The sequence below is a fragment of the Ornithinibacter aureus genome (genome assembly GCF_009858245.1).
GTDB lineage: Bacteria > Actinomycetota > Actinomycetes > Actinomycetales > Dermatophilaceae > Fodinibacter > Fodinibacter aureus.
This window is the reverse complement of the sequence record NZ_VMSB01000001.1, coordinates 81,608-94,765: the sequence shown is the minus strand read 5'-3', so window position 1 is coordinate 94,765 and position 13,158 is coordinate 81,608. Positions and strand designations below refer to the sequence as shown.

The 13,158-nt window shown below is 73.1% G+C and carries 9 protein-coding genes and 1 pseudogene; all 10 read right to left on the bottom strand.

From position 1 onward, the window contains the following. Nucleotides 1-65 precede the first annotated feature (65 nt). A pseudogene (locus tag C8E84_RS18295) lies at nt 66-371 on the bottom strand (sirohydrochlorin chelatase); the annotation flags it as partial. Then, on the bottom strand, nt 368-1,504 hold the full coding sequence (locus tag C8E84_RS00450; RefSeq protein WP_159898509.1) for a uroporphyrinogen-III synthase: 1,137 nt from the start codon (nt 1,502-1,504) through the stop codon (nt 368-370). The pseudogene C8E84_RS18295 and the gene C8E84_RS00450, both read right to left, overlap by 4 nt. After that, nucleotides 1,497-2,729: a uroporphyrinogen-III C-methyltransferase gene (gene cobA, locus C8E84_RS00445; RefSeq protein ID WP_159898508.1), complete on the bottom strand. Its 1,233-nt coding sequence runs from the start codon at nt 2,727-2,729 to the stop codon at nt 1,497-1,499. The genes C8E84_RS00450 and cobA overlap by 8 nt, the downstream gene beginning before the upstream one ends. Further along, nucleotides 2,730-3,104 carry a nitrite reductase small subunit NirD gene (gene nirD / locus C8E84_RS00440; protein ID WP_159898507.1) on the bottom strand — a complete coding sequence of 125 codons (375 nt, stop codon included), beginning with the start codon at nt 3,102-3,104 and terminating at the stop codon, nt 2,730-2,732. It abuts the gene before it with no gap. Then, nucleotides 3,101-5,689, bottom strand: a complete 2,589-nt coding sequence (gene nirB, locus C8E84_RS00435) for a nitrite reductase large subunit NirB (RefSeq protein ID WP_159898506.1) — start codon at nt 5,687-5,689, stop codon at nt 3,101-3,103. Before nirB ends, nirD begins: the two co-directional genes overlap by 4 nt. After that, a complete protein-coding gene (locus C8E84_RS00430; protein ID WP_159898505.1) occupies nt 5,686-7,182 on the bottom strand; it encodes an FAD-dependent oxidoreductase in 1,497 nt (498 codons plus the stop codon). The genes nirB and C8E84_RS00430 overlap by 4 nt, the downstream gene beginning before the upstream one ends. After that, nucleotides 7,179-9,311 (bottom strand): molybdopterin oxidoreductase family protein, encoded by a 2,133-nt coding sequence (locus C8E84_RS00425; RefSeq protein ID WP_159898504.1) that lies wholly within the window; start codon nt 9,309-9,311, stop codon nt 7,179-7,181. Before C8E84_RS00425 ends, C8E84_RS00430 begins: the two co-directional genes overlap by 4 nt. A 7-nt stretch (nt 9,312-9,318) precedes the next feature. After that, nucleotides 9,319-10,797 carry an MFS transporter gene (locus tag C8E84_RS00420; protein ID WP_246196699.1) on the bottom strand — a complete coding sequence of 493 codons (1,479 nt, stop codon included), beginning with the start codon at nt 10,795-10,797 and terminating at the stop codon, nt 9,319-9,321. 177 nt (nt 10,798-10,974) lie between these two features. Next, a complete protein-coding gene (gene dapB / locus C8E84_RS00415) occupies nt 10,975-11,721 on the bottom strand; it encodes a 4-hydroxy-tetrahydrodipicolinate reductase (RefSeq protein WP_159898503.1) in 747 nt (248 codons plus the stop codon). Between the two features lie 468 nt (nt 11,722-12,189). Continuing rightward, nucleotides 12,190-13,098, bottom strand: coding sequence for a glycosyltransferase family 2 protein (locus tag C8E84_RS00410; protein WP_159898502.1), 909 nt, complete (start codon nt 13,096-13,098; stop codon nt 12,190-12,192). Between the last annotated feature and the right edge of the window lie 60 nt (nt 13,099-13,158).

Sequence of the window (13,158 nt, the reverse complement as noted above, 5' to 3'; positions counted from 1 at the left end):
GGCACGAGCACGACCGGCATCCCCGGGTTGGCCCCGGCCGCGCGCAGGCGGTCGAGCACGATGTCGACGAGTCGCTCGTCGGGCCCGAGCGCGGCCGTGGCGAGCACGTCGGGGCGAGCGGCAACGGCCTGTGCGATGTCGACGTGCACGTGGTAGCCACCAGCGAGCAGGAGCGGCACCACGACGCCACCCTCCCCCTCCGGCAGCCCGTCCACGACCTCGACGACGTCCGGGCCGTGCACGTCGACGTAGGCCTCGAGCACCCGCACGTCGGGAAGTCGCGCGGCCACCGCAGCGACGACCGCAGAGATCGTCGCGCGACCCGCGGGGTCTCGGGTACCGTGCGCGCAGACGACGAGCGCCGCGCTCACGACGGAGGCGCCAGGGCCAGGGCGTACCCGCGCTTGACCACGGTGCGCACGACGTCCTTGGACCCGCAGGACTCGCGCAGCCGGGCCATGGCCGTCTCGACGGCGTGGCCGTCGCTGGACCCGCCGGGGAGCAGGGCCTGCAGCCGCTCGCGCGGGACGACCGCCCCCTCGGCGCGAGCGAGCTCGGCGAGGATGCTGGCCCCCGCGGGCGTCAGGGAGAGCGCCCGACCGTCGAGCACAGCCCCGCGGGCGCGCACGGCGAGCGGTCCGGCCACCGTCTCGAGCGTGGGCTGCAGCGCGTAGTGGGTCACGAGCTCACGCACCACCGCCCCGAGTCGCCAACGGCCCGGGACGAGCGGAACCATCCCGGCTGCCGACAGCGGGGCTGCCGTGATCGGCCCCACCGTGGCGAGCACGAGACGTCCGCTCACGTTGTGCGCGCGGATCGCGTCGAGCTGAGCGGCGGATGCCGTGTCGAGCCAGGCGTGCACGCCCGGCGCCGACGTGAAGACGACGGCGTCGTGCAGGCCGTCCGCGGTGCGCGCCACCGAGGCCGCCAGCACCTCGGGGTCCGAGGCGCCCCAGCTGTAGACGACGACGCTGTTCACCGCGGCCCCACCCGCCGCGAAGGCCTCGTCGAGGCCGTCGGCGCCGCTCCCGTGGTGCTGGACGGCGATCCGCACCCCGTCCACCCCCTCGGCGAGCAGGAACTCCTCGATCTCGGCGGCGGTCTCGGACTGGGCCACCCAGTCGGCCGTCAGCCCAGCGGCCTCGATGGCACCGCGCGCCTTGGGCCCCCGGGCGATGAGGCGAGCAGCCGCGAAGACGTCGAGCAGGTCCTCGGCCAGCCCAGCGGCATCCGCCGCCTCGATCCAGCCGCGAAAGCCGATCCCGGTGGTGGCGACGACGACGTCCGGCGGGTCGGCGATGATCACCCGCGTGTGCTCCACGAGGCTCTCGTCGTCGAGGTTGGGCACGACGACGAGCGCCGGGGCGTGCTCGACGCTCGCTCCGCGGCGTTCAAGGGCGTTGGCGAGCTCCTTGAACCGGCGGTCCGCGGTCACCGCGATGACGCAGCCGGCAAGGGCCGGCCCGGTGACCGGGACGTTCGTCGTGCGCACCGGCTCAGTCATCGTCGGACACCCCCGTCGTCGCGCACACGGGGTCGTCGAGGAACCCCGGTGCGGCGACCCGACCCATGACGATGATCGCCGGGGCCCTGACACCCGCCGTGCTCGCGACCTGCGCCGCGGTGCCGACGGTCGCACGGGTCACCCGCTCGGTGGCGGTCGACCCCTGCTCGATCATCGCGACCGGCAGGTCGGCAGCCACACCCTGCTCGAGCGCCGCGGCGCAGATGCCCGGCAGGGCGGAGACACCCATGAGGAAGACGACGGTGGCGCCGGCCGCGAGCGCGGCCAGCGCCGCGGCATCCGCCCCGACGTGCCCTGACGTGACGTGCACCGAGGTGGCGACGCCCCGCTGCGTGACCGGGATGCCGGCCAGCGCCGGCACGCTGAACGCGGAGGTGATGCCGGGCACCACGGAGACCTCCACGCCGGCCCGCCGACAGGCGTGCACCTCCTCGCCCCCGCGGCCGAAGACGTACGGGTCGCCGCCCTTGAAGCGCACGACGGTCAGGCCGCGGAGCGCTCGGTCGACGAGGATCGCGTTGATCTCGGCCTGCGGCACCGGGTGGTTGGTCGGGCTCTTGCCCACGTTGACGATCTCGACGTCGGCGGGCAGCCGGTCGAGCAGCGCCGTGGCGCCGAGCCGGTCGGTGACCACGACGTCGGCGGTGGCGAGCGCCTCGAGGCCGGCCACCGGCACCAGGCCCGGGTCACCGGGGCCGCTGCCGACGAGCACGACCCTCCCCCGCCGCTTGCGTCGGCGCCGCAGGTCGACCGCACCCGACTCCACGTGGGACGCCAGGGCGTCGCGCACGGTCGCGACCCGACGGGGGTCGGGGTCGCCAGCGGACACCACGCCGACGGTGAGGTCGCCGTGGGTGCTCGACGCCGCCACACGGGCCGTTCCAGCGCGGAAGCCGGAGGCGTTGACGCACCACGTCCGGCCCGCCAGGCACCACCGGGCGACCTCGGCGTTCAGGGCGGGGTCGTCCGTCGCGGCGACCACGAGCCAGGCCCCGTCGAGGTCCGAGGCCACCACGGCCCGCTCCACGACCTCGACGTCGCCGTGGCTGGCCATCCGCCGGGCGTCCTCGCTCGGGCTCGGGTCGACGAGCACGACGCGTGCACCGTCCTCGATCAGCCGGCGGGCGCGGCGCGTGCCGACGACACCGGCGCCGACGACGACGACGCGGCGTCCGGTGAGGTCCAGGCCGACGAGCGTCGTCACCTAGGAACCCAAGAGGTCGATGGTCACCCGACCATCGTCAACGCTCACGGTGTGTACCACCAAGTCCGGTCCATGACCTGGCAGCGGAGACTTGTCCACGGTGTCCAGGCACCGACCGTCCACCAGGGAGAAGACCTGCTTGTAGACGGGCGACGAGATCGTCGGTACGTCCCCGCGGGAGCCTGTGATGCCCCGGGAGATCACCGCGGCCCCGGAGAACGGGCACAGGTTCGACACGGCGAACACCCTGCCATCGGCGAGGCGGAAGACGGCGACCTGCTCGCCGCCGACGATCGCGGCGACGCCGAGCTCGGGTGTGAGGTCGTCGTACGAGCAGATGTGCACACGGGTCAGGCGGTCTGCGACGGCAGTCATGAGCGAACCTCCAAGGTGGTCGGGGCGATGAGGACGGGTCCGGATGACGTGCCGCCGGCGGCGCGCTCGGCTGCGGTCGCGGGGCGGCGCTGACCGCGTTCGGTGACGTACGCGAGCGTGGGGTCGGCGGCATCCGGCGCGTTGACGAAGGACGAGAACTGGCGCAGCCGCACCGGGTCGCGCAGCACCGCGGCCCACTCGTCCTCGTAGTCGTCGACGTGGCGGGCCATGTGCGCCTCGAGGTCGGCGGCGATCCCCAGGGCGTCGTCGACGACGATCTCGCGGATGCGGTCGAGTCCGCCCTCGTGCTCCTGCTGCCACGGGGCCGTGCGCTGGAGGCGGTCGGCGGTGCGCACGTAGTAGACGAGGTAGCGGTCGATGATCGCGATAGCGGTCGCGTCGTCGACGTCCTCGACGAGCAGCTCGGCGTGCCGGGGGGTGAACCCCCCGTTGCCCCCCACGTAGATGTTCCAGCCGTTCTCGGTGGCGATCAGGCCGACGTCCTTTCCGCGCGCCTCGGCGCACTCGCGGGCGCACCCGGAGACCCCGAGCTTGATCTTGTGCGGGCTGCGCAGCCCGCGGTAGCGCAGCTCGAGGAGCACGGCCATCCCGACCGAGTCCTGCACCCCGAAGCGGCACCAGGACGAGCCGACGCACGACTTCACGGTGCGCAGGGACTTGCCGTAGGCGTGCCCCGACTCCATCCCGCCGTCGACGAGCCGCTGCCAGATGCCGGGCAGCTGCTCGAGCCGGGCCCCGAAGAGGTCGATGCGCTGGCCACCGGTGATCTTCGTGTAGAGCCCGTAGTCCTGGGCGATCCGGCCGATGAGCACGAGCTGCTCCGGGAGGATCTCGCCACCCGGCACCCGTGGCACCACGGAGTACGTGCCGTCCTTCTGCAGGTTGGCCATGTACCGGTCGTTGGTGTCCTGCAGGGCGGCCCGGTCACCGGCGAGCACGTGCTCGTCGTAGAGCGACGCCAGGATCGAGGCGATGACCGGCTTGCAGATGTCGCAGCCGCGACCGGTGCCGAACCGGGTGAGGATCTCGCTGAAGGTTCGCAGCTCGCTGACCATGACGGCGTTGAAGAGCTCGGCCCGCGACAGCCCGACGTGCTCGCACAGGGCGGTGGAGACGATGACCCCGGCCTTGGCCATCTCGGCACCCATGATCTTCTTCACGAGCGGGATGCACGAACCGCAGGACGTCCCGGCCCGGGTGCAGGCCTTGACCGCGGCGACGTCGTGGCACTGGTGGTCGGTGACCGCGTCACGCACTGCCCCCACCGTGACGTTGTTGCACGAGCAGACGGCGGCCTCGGCCGGCAGGTCCACCTGCGGCCGCGCGGCGCCGGCGTTCTCGGGCAGCAGCCACAGCCCCGGGTCGGCTCCGAGCTCGGCCCCGACCATCGGGCGCAGCGAGGCGTACGCGGACGCGTCGCCGACGAGGACACCGCCGAGGAGGGTTCGGGCGTCGTCGGTGACGACGAGCTTCTTGTAGACCCCGGCCACCGGGTCGGAGTGCACGAGCTCGAGTGCGCCGGGCGTCGTCGCGAAGGCGTCCCCGAAGGACGCGACGTCGACCCCGAGCAGCTTGAGCTTGGTGGACAGGTCGGCCCCGGGGAACGTCGCGTCGCCCCCGAGCAGCCGGTCGACGGCGATCTCGGCCATCGTGTAGCCGGGCGCGACGAGACCCAGGCAGCGACCCTCGATGCAGGCGACTTCGCCGATCGCCCAGATCAGGGGGTCCGGCGTGCGGCAACCCTCGTCGACGACCACTCCGCCCCGGGCACCCGTCGGCAGGCCCGCAGCCCCGGCGAGCTCGTCGCGCGGCCGCACGCCGGTCGCGAAGACGACGACGTCGACCGGCAGCGGGTCCTCCTCCCCGGAGAGTCGCAGCCCGGCGACACGCCCGTCGGCATCCGCCTCGATCCGCTCCGACGCGGTGCCGAGCCGGACATCGACCCCCATCGCCTCGATGGTGCGCCGCAACGCGTGGCCACCGCCCTCGTCGACCTGGAGCGCCATCAGCCGCGGCGCGAACTCGACCACGGTGCACTCCGCACCCAGGCCGACCACGGCCCCGGCCGCCTCCAGACCGAGCAGCCCTCCCCCGATGACGGCACCGCGCACCGGTCGCCCCAGCTCGGCCGCCCGACGTACGACCCAGTCCCGCAGCGCGATGACGTCGTCGATCGTGCGGTAGACGAAGACCCCCGCGAGGTCGGCGCCGGGCACTGGGGGCACCCAGGCGTAGGAGCCGGTCGCGAGCACGAGGTGGTCGTAGGCCAGCCTCGTGCCGTCCGCGGTCGTCACGCACTGCCCCTCGCGGTCGAGCGAGACCGCACGCGACCCCGTGCGCAGGGTGGTCCCCGGCGACTCCCACAGTCCCGGCGCACCGAGCGTGAGGTCCTCGGGCGTCGACCCGGAGAAGAAGGCGCTGAGGCCGACCCGGTCGTACGGCGCCCGGTCCTCCTCGGCGACGACGGTGACGTGGAAGGCCGACCCGGTGTCCCGGGCGGTCAGCGCCTCCACGAAGCGGTGGGCGACCATGCCCCCACCGACGACGACGACGTGCTCGCTCATGGCTGGCTCCTCACCAGGGCCTTGGTCCCGGTCTCGGTGGTGCTGTCGGTGACGATCTCGGTCGGGGTCCCACTGCTGATCAGGGCCTGCACCACGGAGGCGCAGTCGCCGCACCCGGTGCTGGCCCGCGTCGCTGCGGCCACGTCGGCGACGGACGCGCAGCCGCCGCGCACGGCATCCCGGATCCGCCCCGCGGTGACGCTGTTGCACGTGCAGACGCGGTCGGCGTCATCGAGCTCGTCGGGTCGCTTCGCCGCGGATGCCGGGCCGCCGCCCGCGAGTGCCCGTACCAGGAGCAGGGCCGGGTCCTCGGGCACCGGGAGCGACCGGGTGTACAGCGCCGACAGGGTCGTCGCGACGTCGGCGTCGCCGATGCACGTGGCACCGACGAGGGCCCCGGCGGAGACGACGACCTCGACGTAGCGCCCGTGCTCGGGATCCTTCAGCGACAGCACCCGGTAGCGCGGGTCGTCACGGTCGAAGTCGCCGCAGACGCCCATGCTCACCATCGACATGCCGGACGCCTTGACCCGCACCACGTCGTGGGTCGCGCACTCAGCCGACGTCACCGACCGTGCCGTGAGCCGGGCGACGAGGCGGCTGGCCTGCTGCCACCCCTGGGCGACGAGGCCACTGGCGCCGCCCGGAGGCTGGGCGCAGTCGCCGATGGCGTGCACGTGCGGGTCGTCCGGGCTCGTGAGGTCGTCCCCGACGACGATGCCCCGGTCGACCGAGAGCCCGGCCCGCCGGGCGAGCATGCTCTCGGGCACCGTCCCCGTGCACATGACGAAGAGGTCGGTGGCAGCCTCGATGCCGTCGGCGAACCGCACGCTCTCCAGGCGTCCCCGCCGGGTGCGGACCCCGACGACCGAGGCGCCGACGTGGGTGGTGATGCCCAGCCGCTCGAGGCTGGCCACGGCCACCTGCGAGGCCTCCCACCCGAGCTGGCGCTCCATGAGCCTCTCGGCGACGTGCACGACGCGCACCGCGAGTCCGCGCTGGGCCAGGCCCGTGGCGACCTCGATGCCGAGCACCCCCGCGCCGAGCACCACGGCCCGCCGGCCGCTCTCGGCGGCCGCGACGATGCCCGTGGCGTCGGCCATGTCCTTGAGCACGAAGACCCCGTCGACCAGGCCCTCGTCGTAGGCGACGCCCTGGATCGCCGGCACGCGCGCGGCAGAACCGGTGGCGAGCACGAGCTCGTCGTAGCCGTGGGAGGTGCCGCGGTCGTCCACGACGACCGCGCGCTCGCGGTCGATCCGGGTTGCCGTGACACCGGTGAGCACCTCGACCCGCGGGTGCCACGGAGCGGCGAGCCCGAGCACCTGGGGGCTCTTGGACCCCGCGACGACGCTGGACAGGAGCACCCGGTTGTAGGCCGCCAGGGGCTCCTTCCCGAGCACGGTCACCACGACCCGGGGGTCGGCCTCGACGAGCTCCTCGACGAACCTGGCGCCGACCATCCCGTGGCCGACGACGACGACGCGCCTCATGCGAGGACCTCCTGAAGGTGACGGACCCGCTCCAGGCGCACGGCGCAGACCTTGAACTCCGGCATCCCGGAGACGGGGTCGGTGGCGTCGTTGGTCAGCAGGTTGGCGCTGAGGTCCCCGGCCCAGTGGAACGGCAGGAAGACGGTGTCGGGGCGGATGGCGTCGGTCACCGACGCCGTCGCGACCATCTCGCCGCGCGCCGAGGTGACGCGCACGGCATCCCCCTCGCTGACGCCGTGCGTGTCGGCGAGCACTGGGTGGATCTCCAGCACCGGCCCCGGCGCCGCCTCGACGAGCTCGGCGACCCGGCGGGTCTGCGCCCCCGACTGGTAGTGGTGCAGCACCCGACCGGTGACGAGGTGCACCGGCGTCCCGGCGGTGACGTCGTCGGCCGGACCGTGGTGGTTGACCGCGACGAGGTGGGCGCGGCCGTCGTCCGTCGCGAAGGTGTCGAGGAACATCCTCGGGGTCCCGTCGGGGGCTGCGGCCGAGCACGGCCAGAACAGGGACTCCCCCGCGTCGAGCCGGTCGTAGGTGATCGCGGAGTAGTCGGCGCGCCCGCCTGCCGAGGCACGGGCCAGCTCGTCGAAGACCTCGCGGGCGTCCACGGCGAGGTGGTGGCCGAATCGCTCGGCGAGCTCGGCCCACACCCACAGCTCGGAGCGGGCCCCGGCCGGCGGGTCGATCGCCTTGCGTCGGCGCACGACCCGGCCCTCGAGCGTGGTCATCGTGCCCTCCTCCTCCGCCCACTGCGTCACGGGGAGCACGACGTCGGCGAGCTGGGCCGTCTCCGAGGGCACGAAGTCGCTGACGACGAGCAGGTCGAGGCGTCCGAGCGCGGCCCGCACCGCCGAGACGTTGGGGGCCGAGACCGCGGGGTTGGCGCCGTGCACGAGCAGCGCCTTCGCCCCGCCCGGCGTGCCGAGCCGAGACAGCAGCTCGACGGCCGGGATGCCGGGCCCGGGCAGGCTGGCCGGGTCGACACCCCACACGGCGGCGACGTGGGCGCGCGCCGCCGGGTCGCTGATCACCCGGTAGCCCGGGAGCTGGTCGCTCTTGAGGCCGTGCTCGCGTCCCCCCTGCCCGTTGCCCTGTCCCGTCAGCGGGCCGTAGCCGGAGCCGGGCCGGCCGGGAAGGCCGAGGGCCACCGCGAGGTTGATCGCGGCCGACACCCCATCGGTGCCCTGGGTCGACTGCTCCAGCCCGCGCCCGGTCAGGACGTACGCGCCCCGGCCGCCGTGCACCGGCGCCGCGGCCGCGAGCAGCCGCGCCGTGGCGCGCAGGGTGTCCGCCGGGATGCCGCACACCGCCTCCGCGCGCTCGGGCCACCACCGCGCGACGGAGGCGCGCACGGCATCCCAGCCGGTGGTGCGGGTATCCACGTAGTTCGCGTCGACGAGCGCTTCGTCGATGAGGACGTGGGTGAGCGCGAGCAGGACGACGAGGTCGCTCCCCGGCACGGCGGCGAGGTGGATGCCGCCGCCGCCGTCGGTCAGGCGCGCGGTCGCCGAGGCCCGCGGGTCGATGACGACCAGGCCCCCGCGCTCGCGAGCGCCCGCGAGGTGCTGCACGAGGGGCGGCATCGTGGCCGCAGGGTTCGAGCCGACGACGAGGACGGCATCCGCGCCACCGAGGTCAGCGAGCGGGAAGGCCAGTCCCCGGTCGATGCCGAGGGTGCGGTTGGCGCCGGCCGCTGCCGAGGACATGCAGAACCGCCCGTTGTAGTCGATGTACGGCGTCCCGAGCACCACTCGCGCGAACTTGCCCAGGGTGTAGGCCTTCTCGTTGGTCAGGCCACCGCCGCCGAACACCGCCACGGCGTCGCGGCCGTGGAGGTCCTGGATGCCGGTGAGCCGGGTGTAGATGACATCGAGCGCCTCGTCCCACGTCGCCGGCTCGAGCGGCCCCTTCTCACCACCGGGGCCCGTGCGCCGCACGAGCGGCGTGGTGAGCCGGTCCGACGCCGTGAGCACCTCGGCCGAGCTCCACCCCTTCTGGCACATGCCACCCCGGTTCGTGGGGAAGTCGCGCGCCTCGACGCGAACCGGTGCCACGGCATCCGGGGTCGCGTGGAGGGTCTGCGCGCACTGGAGGGCGCAGTAGGGGCAGTGGGTCGAGGTGGCGGGCATCGTGGCCTCAGACCTTGGCCATCGTCGCGCCGCGACGCACGTAGACGGCCCAGGTGAGCACCGCCAGTGCGAGGAAGACGAGCACGTAGGCCTGCAGGGCGGGGACGATCGAGCCGTACTCCTCGCGGGCGAACTTGTAGACGAACGGGATGACGAACCCGCCGAAGGCCCCGACCGCCGAGATGATGCCGACGGCGCCGGCTGCGCGGCGACGGTACTCCAGGGCGCTGCCCTCGCTGCCGTCCCTGGCCGCGAGGCGGGTGAAGATGGCCGGGATCATCCGGTAGGTCGAGCCGTTGCCGACTCCCGTGGCCACGAACAGCGCCATGAAGCTCGCGAAGAAGATCGGCAGGCTCTTCTGCTGCACGCCGATCACGGCGACGACCCCCGCGACGGCCATCGCCACGAAGGCGACGAACGTCACGACCGAGCCGCCGAGGCGGTCGGAGAGCCGACCGCCGAGGGGACGGGACAGCGAACCGACCAGGGCCCCGAGGAACCCGTAGGCCAGGGCGATGTCAGGTCGCTCGAAGACGACCTTGAGCAGGGTCGGGAAGGCCGCCGAGTAGCCGATGAACGAGCCAAAGGTGCCGATGTAGAGCAGGGCCATGAGCCAGGTGTGCAGGTGGCCGGTGGCGCGGACCGTGGGGCCCGGGTCGGCCTTGGCCTCGCGGAGGTTGTCCATGAAGTAGTAGGCGAGCACGGCCGAGGCGATGGCGAAGGGCACGTAGAGGAAGCCCGCGTTGGACAGGCCCGCTGCGACGCCGCCGAGGCCGATCGCGAGCGGCACGAGCTTCTGCGCGACCGCGACGCCGATGTTGCCGCCGGCGGCATTGAGGCCGAGGGCCCAGCCCTTCTCCTTCTCCGGGTAGAAGAAGGTGATGTTGGCCATCGAGGAGGCGAAGTTGCCTCCGCCGAAGCCCGCGGTCGCGGCCACGAGCAGGAGGACCCAGAACGGCAGCTCGGGGTGCTGGACGACCCACGCCAGGCCGAGCGTCGGCACGAGCAGGAGCAGCGCGGAGACGACGGTCCAGTTGCGGCCGCCGAAGACCGGCACCGCGAAGGTGTAGGGGATGCGCAGCACCGCGCCGACACCCGAGGCGACGCCGATGACGGTCAGCGCCTGGCCGGCGGTGAGCGCCCAGCCGTTGGCGCCGGTCGCCACGAGGGCTCCCGACGCGTCGAAGGTCCCCGACATCGCCACGACGACGATCGACCACAACATCCAGACGGAGAAGCCGATGTGCTCGGCGAAGATCGAGAAGCCGAGGTTGCGTCGAGCGATGGCCCGGCCGCGGTCGGCCCAGAAGTGGTCGTCGTTGGCGTCCCACCTCTCGATCCAGCGACCGGGCCCGACGACGCCGAGGTCTGACTCCGGCGCGGTGCTGCTCGCGCCCGGGGTGATGGTGGTGGTCATGGTCGCCTTCCCGAAGTACGTGTACGGGGGGACGACGTCGAGGCCGCCCACCTCGTTGTCGGACAGCACCGACGCTAGGGAAGCGGTGTTTCGAGGGCCTGTGGCGCGTGTGAATGGGTCGCAACATCGTGCGCACCCGACGGCGGTCTGGCAGCGTGAGAAGTTGGAAACACAGCCGTCACACGTGCAGGTGGGACGGGGTGTGGAGCACCCCGGGCGGGGTCAGTCGGTCAGCCGGCCAGCCGGTCAGCCGAGGCCGAGGTAGTGCTCGAGGCCGACCGTGACCCCGGGGTGCTCGTCGACCGCACGGACCGCGGCCAGGACACCCGGCATGAACGACACCCGGTCGAAGGAGTCGTGGCGGATCGTGAGCATCTCCCCCGGCGCACCGAGCAGCACCTCCTGGTGTGCCACGAGCCCCCGCAACCGCACGGAGTGGACCGGGATGCCGTTAACCCGCGCCCCACGGGCGCCTTCCGGGTCGTGCGTCGTCGCGTCGGGGACGGGCCCGAGCCCGGCGGACGCGCGGGCCTCGCCGATGAGGGATGCCGTGCGCGCTGCGGTCCCCGAGGGCGCGTCGACCTTGTCGGGGTGGTGCAGCTCGATGACCTCGACGGACTCGTAGTAGCCGGCCGCCTTGGCGGCGAAGGCCATCATGAGCACCGCGCCGAGGGCGAAGTTCGGAGCGATGAGCACACCGACACCTTGGGTCCGCGCCACCTGCTCGCGCAGGGTCGCCAGCCGCTCGTCGGACCAGCCGGTGGTGCCGACGACAACGTGCACGCCGCGCGACACGCAGTGGGCGACGTTCGCGGGTGAAGCGTCCGGCACGGAGAACTCGACGACCACGTCGGCCCCGGCGAGGTCACCCAGCTCGTCGCCGACGTCGAACCGACCGGCGAGCTCGAGGTCGTCGGCCCCCTCGACGGCGGCGCACACCGTGGCGCCCATCCGCCCGCTCGCACCGATGACGGCCACCCGTGTCGCACCCATGGCCAGCACTGTAGTGGCGACGCAGCGGCGCCCGGCCCCCGCTCACCCGTCCCCAGATCGACCAATAGGTCACTGGAGGGACGCCCGGCCCCTTCTTGCAGCGACCTGTTGGTCGATTCAAGGACGCAGCGACTGGCGCCAGGGCGCGCGGTTGGCACCCCGGGCTCAACCGCCGACACGCCGTCTCGTTCACCTTTTGTTCATCTTGCGTCCATCTTCGGTTACCCTTGTGCGAACACACGGTGAACAACCCCGAGAGGAGGGCCCCATGAAGAAGCTCGTTCCGCCCATGACGCGGACCGGATTGGCGATGCGCTGGGTCCCGGTGACCACGACCGACGGCCGAGTGCGGATGGAGATGCGCTGGAGCGCGCCACCAAAGGTTCGACGGCAGTCCGCCTGACCGACGGCACCACTGCATGCGCGAGGGCCCGCACCGGTCGGTGCGCGCCCTCGCGCGTGCTGCCGTCAGTCCGACGGCGGTTCCGACGTCAGCGACAGGTCCGGCTCCTCACCGCGGGATCGGGCCGCGGCCCGCTGGCGCCACACCCGCCCGAGGTAGGCCTGGTCGGGGGCGATGTCGAGGCGGTAACGGGTGTACTCCGGGTCGAAGGGGGTGCGGGCGTGGTAAGCCCGGATGGCGGGGTCGAGGACGACGACGATCTCCCCGGCAGCTCGGCTGAAGAAGTCAGCATGGTCGACCATCCGGATCTGCGGGTCCCAGCGCACCCGACGGATCGCCTCGGTGCGGGCGAGGTAGGTCTGCTCGATCTTGAGCCGAACCGGCAGGCCGCCGACGAGCTCACCCCAGGGTCGCAGCGGCTCCCGGTGTCCTCCGAACAGCGCGTCCGGCCCGAAGTCGTGCGCCATCCAGCGCGGCAGCTCGACGCGCACGAAGCCGACGACGTCGATCTCGGGGCACTCCTGCAGCCGGCGGCGCGCGGCATCCACGTCGGTGGCTGAGGTGAAGACGAGGTCGTCGTCGGTCACGAGCACGAACTCGGTGTCGACGGCGTCGAGGGCGGCGTTGCGCCCGACCGAGACACCCGAGTTGAACGGCATCGCGATGACGTCGACCAACGGGTCCGCGAAGGACATCGGCACCGGGGAGTCATCGGCCACCACGATGCGACCGTCGAAGACCTTTCGTGCCGAACGCACGAGACGCCGCGCGACGTCGGGGCGCTTGAAGGTCTTGACGGCCATGGTCACCGTCCGCGCGGACTCGGCCCGCTCCCCCGGGTCCGGACGGTCGGCCGCGAGCCGGTCGACACCGCGGACCCCGACCAGGGCTGCGGCCGTCGCCACCCGGTAGGCGGCCCGCAGCGGGCCACCGCCGCGGCCGTCCATGGCCCGCTTGATGCGTCGAACGTCCACGACACCTCCTTGAGGCAAGCACCCTACCGACCACCACCAAAGGCCGGGGGCGGCATCCGA

Bases quoted from the DNA above. Each gene is read 5' to 3' on its own strand.
- C8E84_RS00450 (WP_159898509.1), bottom strand. From the start codon at position 1,504: ATGACTGAGCCGGTGCGCACGACGAACGTCCCGGTCACCGGGCCGGCC.
- nirD (WP_159898507.1), bottom strand. From the start codon at position 3,104: ATGACTGCCGTCGCAGACCGCCTGACCCGTGTGCACATCTGCTCGTAC.
- nirB (WP_159898506.1), bottom strand. From the start codon at position 5,689: ATGAGCGAGCACGTCGTCGTCGTCGGTGGGGGCATGGTCGCCCACCGC.
- C8E84_RS00430 (WP_159898505.1), bottom strand. From the start codon at position 7,182: ATGAGGCGCGTCGTCGTCGTCGGCCACGGGATGGTCGGCGCCAGGTTC.
- C8E84_RS00425 (WP_159898504.1), bottom strand. From the start codon at position 9,311: ATGCCCGCCACCTCGACCCACTGCCCCTACTGCGCCCTCCAGTGCGCG.
- dapB (WP_159898503.1), bottom strand. From the start codon at position 11,721: ATGGGTGCGACACGGGTGGCCGTCATCGGTGCGAGCGGGCGGATGGGC.